Annotated in this window: 6 protein-coding genes; 5 read left to right on the forward strand and 1 reads right to left on the reverse strand. The window is 62.2% G+C overall.

The genetic code is table 11. The features are described 5' to 3' along the window. Positions 1-21 precede the first annotated feature (21 nt). From AC54AF_RS11305 to AC54AF_RS11315, 3 genes are all read left to right on the forward strand, one after another. Positions 22-297, forward strand: a complete 276-nt coding sequence (locus AC54AF_RS11305) for a hypothetical protein (RefSeq protein ID WP_496636617.1) — start codon at positions 22-24, stop codon at positions 295-297. 84 nt (positions 298-381) lie between these two features. Further along, a complete protein-coding gene (locus AC54AF_RS11310; RefSeq protein ID WP_496636618.1) occupies positions 382-1929 on the forward strand; it encodes a TerC family protein in 1548 nt (515 codons plus the stop codon). Between the two features lie 67 nt (positions 1930-1996). Further along, on the forward strand, positions 1997-2575 hold the full coding sequence (locus tag AC54AF_RS11315) for a DUF3617 domain-containing protein (RefSeq protein WP_496636619.1): 579 nt from the start codon (positions 1997-1999) through the stop codon (positions 2573-2575). Here the strand turns inward: AC54AF_RS11315 and AC54AF_RS11320 are convergent. Then, complete coding sequence (locus AC54AF_RS11320) at positions 2563-3624, reverse strand: porin (protein WP_496636620.1); 1062 nt, start codon at positions 3622-3624, stop codon at positions 2563-2565. The two genes, AC54AF_RS11315 and AC54AF_RS11320, sit on opposite strands and share 13 nt — an antisense overlap. 356 nt (positions 3625-3980) lie before the next feature. On the opposite strand from AC54AF_RS11320, the gene AC54AF_RS11325 reads away from it, so the two are divergent. Beyond that, positions 3981-6092 (forward strand): site-specific recombinase, encoded by a 2112-nt coding sequence (locus tag AC54AF_RS11325; protein ID WP_496636621.1) that lies wholly within the window; start codon positions 3981-3983, stop codon positions 6090-6092. Further along, positions 6089-7480: a cardiolipin synthase gene (gene cls / locus AC54AF_RS11330; RefSeq protein WP_496636622.1), complete on the forward strand. Its 1392-nt coding sequence runs from the start codon at positions 6089-6091 to the stop codon at positions 7478-7480. Before AC54AF_RS11325 ends, cls begins: the two co-directional genes overlap by 4 nt. Positions 7481-7649: the final 169 nt, after the last annotated feature.

Raw genomic sequence — 7649 nt, forward strand, 5'->3', positions numbered from 1 at the left:
TTACCCCAGGCGTTCGCCAGCATGGCCTACGCCAGCCCTTCCCCATTCCAGCATGCAATCGCGGCCGGCTCTGCCGCCACGCCCGCCTTCTGCATCGATTCTGCCGACGCCAGCGTCCATGCGGGCCTGCCTGGCGACAGCTGCGATAGCGAAGAATGCGACAACGATCCCATCACGCTGTACCCGAGCTCGCGCCAGGCGGCGCCGTTTTGCGCCATCATTTGGCAAGCGGGACCGGGCGCACTTGCCGAAGCGGACGTGCGGCTGGCCACCCGGCCGCCGCGCGTCCGCCACTGACACCGCAGCACGCATCGTATTCAAGCCCGGGGCAATCCGCCGCCGGGCACGCTTTATATTGATTGACTTTACAAGGTTACACACATGGAATGGTTATTTGACCCGACAATCTGGGTCGGCCTGCTGACGCTGGTCGTACTGGAAATCGTACTGGGTATCGACAACCTGATTTTCATCGCCATCCTGGCGGAAAAGCTGCCGCCGCACCAGCGCGACAAGGCGCGCGTGCTGGGCCTGACCCTGGCCCTCGTCATGCGCCTGGGCCTGCTCTCGCTGATTTCCTGGCTGGTCACTCTGACCACGCCATTGTTTTCCATATGGACATTCTCGTTTTCCGGGCGCGACCTGATCCTGCTCTTCGGTGGCCTGTTCCTGCTGTTCAAGGCGACCAGCGAGCTGCACGAGCGCCTCGAAGGCATCACGCACGCCCAGACGGGCCCGAAAGTCTACGCCGGCTTCGGCCTCGTGGTGGCGCAGATCGTCGTGCTCGACGCCGTCTTTTCGCTCGACGCCGTCATCACGGCAGTCGGCATGGTGGAAAACCTGTACGTGATGATGGCGGCCGTCGTCATTTCCATCGTCGTCATGATGCTCGCCTCGAAGGTGCTGACGCGCTTCGTCAACGCCCACCCCACCGTCGTGGTGCTTTGCCTGAGCTTCCTGCTGATGATCGGCCTGTCGCTGGTGGCCGAAGGCCTGGGCTTCCACATTCCGAAAGGGTATTTGTACGCCGCCATCGGTTTCTCGATCGTCATCGAATTCTTCAATCAGCTGGCGCGCCGCAACTTCCTCAAGCTGCAGTCGAACGCCCCGCTGCGCGACCGCACGGCGCAAGCCGTGCTGAGCCTGCTGGGCGGGCGCAAGGGCCGCGAAGCCGTGGAAGAGCACGAAGTCAAGGAAATGCCCGATGTCTCCGCCTTCGGCGTGGAAGAGCGCAACATGGTCAGCGGCGTGCTGACCCTGGCCGAACGCTCGATCCGCTCCGTGATGACGCCGCGCGGCGACGTCTCGTGGGTGAACCTGAACGACAGCAGCGAGAAGATGCTGCAACTGCTGCGCGACACGCCGCACAGCATGATTCCTGTCTGCAATGATGACCTCGACAATGTGCTCGGCATCGCGCGCAGCAAGGATCTCATCGAAGACCTCGTGTCGCATGGCAAGATCGACCCGGCCAGCATGCGCGAAGCCGTCGTCGTGCCGGAAGCGGCCGGCGTGCTGAAGGCCATGGAAACCCTGAAGCGCTCGCGCGGCCAGCTGGTGCTGGTGGTCGACGAGTTCGGCACGGTGCAAGGCGTGCTCACGCCGATCGACATCCTGGAAGCCATCGCCGGCGAATTCCCCGACGAGGACGAGCAACCGGACGTGGAAGTGCTGGGTCCCGGCCACTGGCGCATCGATGGCGCGACGGACCTGCATTATCTGGAGCAAGTGTTCGAGACGGAAACCCTGGTCAGCGAAGATGGCGAATACAACTCGCTGGCCGGCTTCCTGCTGGCGCATTTCGAAAACATGCCGGCCGTGGGCGAAGTGCTGGAACTCGACGGCTTGCGCTATGAAATCGTCGAGGCGGACGAGCGCCGCATCGCCTGCGTGGACGTGCGCCGCATCGAGCCCGATCACAGTTTGTAACACAATGGCAAGCGTGCCCCGCTTGCCATGCCGTATGCTGGGGTCTGCCCTTTTTGGAGACGCCAACATGAACCACTCTTTGCTACGCCTGAGTTTACTGGCCTGCGCCGCCCTCGGCGCGCAGGCCGGCGCCCAAGCCGCCGCGCCGTCCGCCAGCATCAAGCCGGGCCTGTGGCAAGTCGACAGCAAGATGGCGTCGCCCGACGCCGCCACCGACAACGCCATGTCCATGGTGTTGCAGCAACTGGGCAACCTTCCTCCCGATCAACGCAAGCAGCTGGAAAGCATGGCTGCCAGCCGCGGCATGGCCATGCCCACCGTGGGGGCCGATGGCGCCGTGCGCGTGACGGCATGCGTGACGCCGGACATGGCGGCGCGCAAGCAGATTCCCACGGGCCAGCCCGGCGATTGCAAATCAAAAAACAGAGACATCGCGGGCGGCATGCAGGTGTCATTTAGCTGCGCGAATCCGAAATCGAGCGGCGAAGGCAAAGTAATGTTTACGGGCGACCAGGCGTTCAGCATGCAGCTGGCCGTGACGACCAGCGCGCGCGGCACGCCGGAGCAGGTGAACGTGACGAGCAATGGCAAGTGGCTGGGGGCAAGCTGCCCAGCCCCTGCCACGACGGCAATTCAGAAGCCGTGACGGAAGCCTATATTGAAAGCGGCGTCGCCACGCCCCGCGTCGCTGGCATTGCCCACCGTGTAGCGGGCGCCGTTGCTGTTGCGGATCTTCGCGTAGGACGCGTAGAAATCGCTGCGCCTTGACAGGGAATACGTGAGGCCGACGGCCACCTGGGTGGCGTCGCGGTTGGCCGGGTCGCGGTCATCCTTGCGCACCCATGACGCCAGCAGCTTGAAGCCGCCCACGGGCACGGACACGCCCAGCAAGGTGTCGCGGCTGTCCGAGGACGACATCGACAGGGCCAGCGAGCTGTAGGCATTGTTCGGGTCCCACGGCGAACTGCCATAGCCCTTGTTGATGCCGATGGCGGCAAAGGCCGTGGCCACTTTCAGGTCGATATTCGCCGCGATCAGGGTGTTGCGGGCAGACATGTCGATGGCGGGCAAGGTACCGGAAGCGAGGATGAGGTTATTCTTGCGCTGGTGCGACACGCTGACATTCACGGCGCCGGCCGAATAGCCGAGGGTGGCGCCATACGCGCGGTTGTTGGCGTTGCTGTATGGCGACTCGCCAAAGCTGTAGATGGCGCTGGCGGTCACGCCGCGCAAGGCGGGCGTCACGTATTTGACGGTATTGTCGTAGCGTTTCACGCTGTAGCCGGCCAGGTTGCCGGCGCTGCCGGCCATGCCGCCCTTGAACGGGTCGGCCACGTCGGTGAGCGCCAGGTATTGCAGGTTGTACTGGCGTCCCAGGGTCAGCACGCCCAGGCGGCTGTCGAGGCCCACGTAGGCCTGGCGGCCGAACAAGCGGCCCTCTTCCGACTGGCCCGTGTCGTTGTGGATGCCCGCTTCCAGGGTAAATACGGCCGTGACATCATTGCCCAGCGCCTCGCGGCCCTGCACGCCCAGGCGTGAACCGGACGCGACGCCGCCGGACGCCTTGCTGCCGGCGCAATTGGCGGCACAGCCGCGTTCGGCAACGATGCCCGCGTCGAGCACGCCGTACACGGCAACGTTGCTGGATGCGGCACTGCCTGCGCCATCGGCAGCCTGGGCTGGTGCAAAGAGCACCCATGGCCCCATCCCTATCACAGCAAGCGCAAAATACGAGGTCTGCATGATAAATATCTCGGTGACGTGGGTGAAACTTCCCGGTATTGATCAGGGCATGCGCTGTGTGTCTGATCTCAGTGTTACCTTATCCTCGCTATTTGTCCAGCCATCCGTGCGTTGTACAACAGAAACTTCAGCTTAGTCCCGGGAAACGAGTCGCGCACTGACAACACGCAAGCGGGAGCATGATTGTGGCAAGATGGCGCTAAAAGCAGGCCCTGCCGCAAAGCAGTGTTCGGTGGCGAACGTTGCGCGATTTGACGCAGGCGGTACACTACTGGTTTTACCGACAGCGGCTCGCCCGTTTTTTCTGCATGCTAGCTATCCTCGAACGCATTGACCCCAACTCCAGCAATATCGACTTGCTGGTGGAATTATTCAACTCACTGCGTCCCAAGCGCTGCCACGACAGCGCTACCGCGATTGCCAACGTGCGCACCCTGCGCCAGCTTCTCAAAGGTAACCCCGCGCAAGCGCGCGCCCTGCACGAATACGTGCTGCGCGTGCTGGCCGCGCGCCGCCACGCCAGCCTGTACACCGACATCGGCGTACTGTCGAACAGCGGTTTTTTCACGGAATTGAAACGCCGCATCGCCTACCGCATGCTGCCGCCCGCCCTCGGCGACGAATATCTGAATGACGCGCTCGACCAGGTGCTGTACCTGAAAACTGATTATTTGTGGATCAGCAACGTGCCCGCCACGGACTGGCTGGAACTGTTCGACGTACTCACCAGCGACGACATCGAACTGGCCGTCGGCGACGGCAATATCATGCTGCCCGGCATACTCGACGCCATCCGCACCCTGTCCTACCGCGTCTGCGCCATGGGCCTGGAGCCGGAACTGACGCGTTTCCACAATGAGATCGAAGTGTTCCAGTCGCCGTTCATGGTGCAGAACACGGAAGTGAACGCCTACCTGGACGCCTACGCGAATTTATTGCAAGGCAACATCGAGCACATCGAAGATGCGCGCCATTTGCTGGTGATGCTGGACCAGTGCGACGCCGTCATCGCCAAGATCCGCAAGAAGGCGCTGTACCAGGGCACCAGCATTCCCCTCACGTATTTATTGGTGGCGCTGGCGCAAAGCATCGACCGCCTGCGCAAGCTGCTGTTCCTGGTCGACACGAGCGGTGAGCTGCCCAGCTCCGCCAACGTGGATATCGCCGCCATCACGGTGGACGCCACGCAAGACTTGCTGCACCCGCAGCCCGTCAGCCGCCGCCGCGCTGGCGCCGTCGCGCTGGCGCTGGAACTGATACGCGCGCACAACCACAAGTACAAGGTCAGCGACCTGTTTTCCGACAATATCAACTTGCTGGCGCGCAATGTGACGGAAAACGCCAGCCGCACGGGCGAGCATTACATCGCGGAAAACCGCCGCGAAATGGGCGCCATGTTCCTCTCGTCCGCCGGTGCGGGCGTGATCATCGGCTTCATGGGCCTGTTCAAGATACTGATGTCGTACCTGCGCTCGGCGCCGCTGGTCGAAGCCTTCATGTTCAGCATGAATTACTCGATCGGCTTCATGTTCATCCACTTGCTGCACTTCACAGTCGCCACCAAGCAGCCGGCCATGACGGCCTCGCGCATCGCGGCCGGCCTGCACAGCAAGGATGGCCGGAATATCGACCTCGACAGCATGGCGGAACTGATCAACAAGGTCTTCCGCACGCAAAACATGGCCGTGCTGGGCAACCTGGCGACGGCCATCCCCACAGCCTGGCTGATCGCCCTGGGCTACAAGGCGATTACCGGGCACAACCTGGTGACGCCCGAAAAGGCCATGCATTTGCTGCACGATATCGACCCCATCGGCAGCCCCGCCATCTTCTACGCCATGATCGCCGGCGTGTGCCTGTTCGTCGCCGGCCTGATTTCCGGCTACTATGACAACCAGGCCCTGTACACGCGCTGGGCGCAGCGCATCGCGCAACTGCGCAGCCTGGGCCGCATCATCGGCCAGGAACGCTTGCAACGGCTGGGCATGTACCTGGAAAACAACCTCGGTGGTCTGATGGGTAACTTCTATTTCGGTATCCTGCTGGGCTCCATCGGCACCCTTGGGTTCCTGATCGGCCTGCCTATCGATATCCGCCACATCACCTTCTCGGCGGCCAACTTCGCCACCGCCCTGGTGGGCCTCGACCACAACATGAGCTGGCAACTGGCCGTCAAGTCGCTGTCGGGCATCTTCGCCATCGGCACGGCCAACCTGCTGGTCAGCTTCGGCCTGGCCCTGTGGGTAGCCCTGCGTTCGCGCCAGGTCCACTTCAAGCACGGCATGCAATTGTTGAAGATTCTGGGCAAGCGTTTCCTGCGCTCGCCCATCGTCTTCTTCTTCGGCTCGAAAAACCCGCCGCCACTGGCACTGGCCGATGACTCGGCAAACCTGTCACCCACGACCAAGGCTCAAAAATGACCACCAGGCGCATGCAATCCTGCCTCACCGCCCTCTTGCTGTGCTGGACCCTGGCTGCATGCGCCTCGCTGCCCGATGTCAAGAACCTCAACACCACCCTCGAACCGGTGGCCAAGCCAAATGTGATCACGGGCAAGGGAGCCTTGCTGAACGTCAACAGCCGCGCCGCCTTGCTCAACAAGCGCTGGGCCAAGTCCGGCATGGACTTGCATACCCAGGCGGCGCTGGAAGAGGCGGCGACGGGCGTGCCTTTGATCAAGGGCAACAAGGTGACCCTGCTGTTTGACGGCCCGCAAACCATGGCCGCCATGTTCCGGGCCATCAGCGAAGCGAAGAACAGCATCAACCTGGAAACGTATATCTTCGACCAGGATCCGCTGGGCCTGAAATTTGCCGACATGCTCATCGAAAAACAGCAAGCGGGCGTGACGGTCAACGTCATCTACGACAGCGTGGGCACCTTGGGCGTGCCACAGGCATTCTTTGAGCGCATGCGCGCGGCCGGCGTGCACCTGGTGGCCTTCAACCCCGTCAATCCGGCCAAGCTCAAGGGCGACGACTGGAAGATCAACAACCGCGACCACCGCAAGGTGCTGATCGTCGACGGAAAAATGGCGTTTACGGGCGGCATCAATATCAGCGATACCTATGCAAAAAGCTCGCTGTTCCGCTCGAAATCGAAATCCACCGACAAGAAGGACGTGGGCTGGCGCGATACCCACGTGAAAGTGGAAGGCCCGGCCGTGGCCGCCTTCCAGTGGCTGTTCATCCGCACCTGGGCCCAGCAAGACCAGGCCGACTTGCCGGACGCGAATTATTTCCCGCCCCTGTCGGAAGTAGGCGACAAGCTGGTGCGCGTGGTGGCCAGCGAGCCGGACGGCGGCTTCGAGATCTACAAGGCGTACATCCTGGCCATCCAGGAAGCAAAAAAAACCATCCACATCACGTCCGCCTATTTCGTGCCCGACCAGCAGACGGTCAACGCCCTGATCGCGGCCGCGAAGCGGGGCGTGGATGTGACCGTGGTGCTGCCCGGCGTGTCCGACAGCGGCCTCGTGTTCCATGCGGGACACGCGCTGTACGACCAGCTGCTGGCCGGCGGCATCCGCACTTTTCACTTGAAACTGGCCGTGCTGCACGCCAAGACAGCCGTCATCGACGGCGCCTGGTCGACCGTGGGCTCGACCAACATCGACATGCGCAGCTTCCTGCACAACAGCGAACTGAACGTGATCGTGCTGGGCGACAGCTTCGGCCGGGAGATGGAAAACGCCTTCCAGGAAGACTTGCGCGACTCGGAAGAAATCACCAAAGCAAAATGGGAAACGCGGCCCATCTCCGACCGCATGAAGGAATGGGCGGCGCGCTTCATGAATTACTGGCTATAAGGCACAGCAGTGTGCCCCGGCAGGTCGGCGTCGGATTAGCGGAGCGTAATCCGACATCACCACAGCTATTGCCAAAGCCAACAATAGCGTCGGATTACGCGCGGCTTCACCGCACTAATCCGACCTTGTATTATTCCTCTCATGCGGTTGGTGGTGTTGCGAACAACAT

It is taken from the genome of Janthinobacterium sp. JF4 (assembly GCF_059617925.1).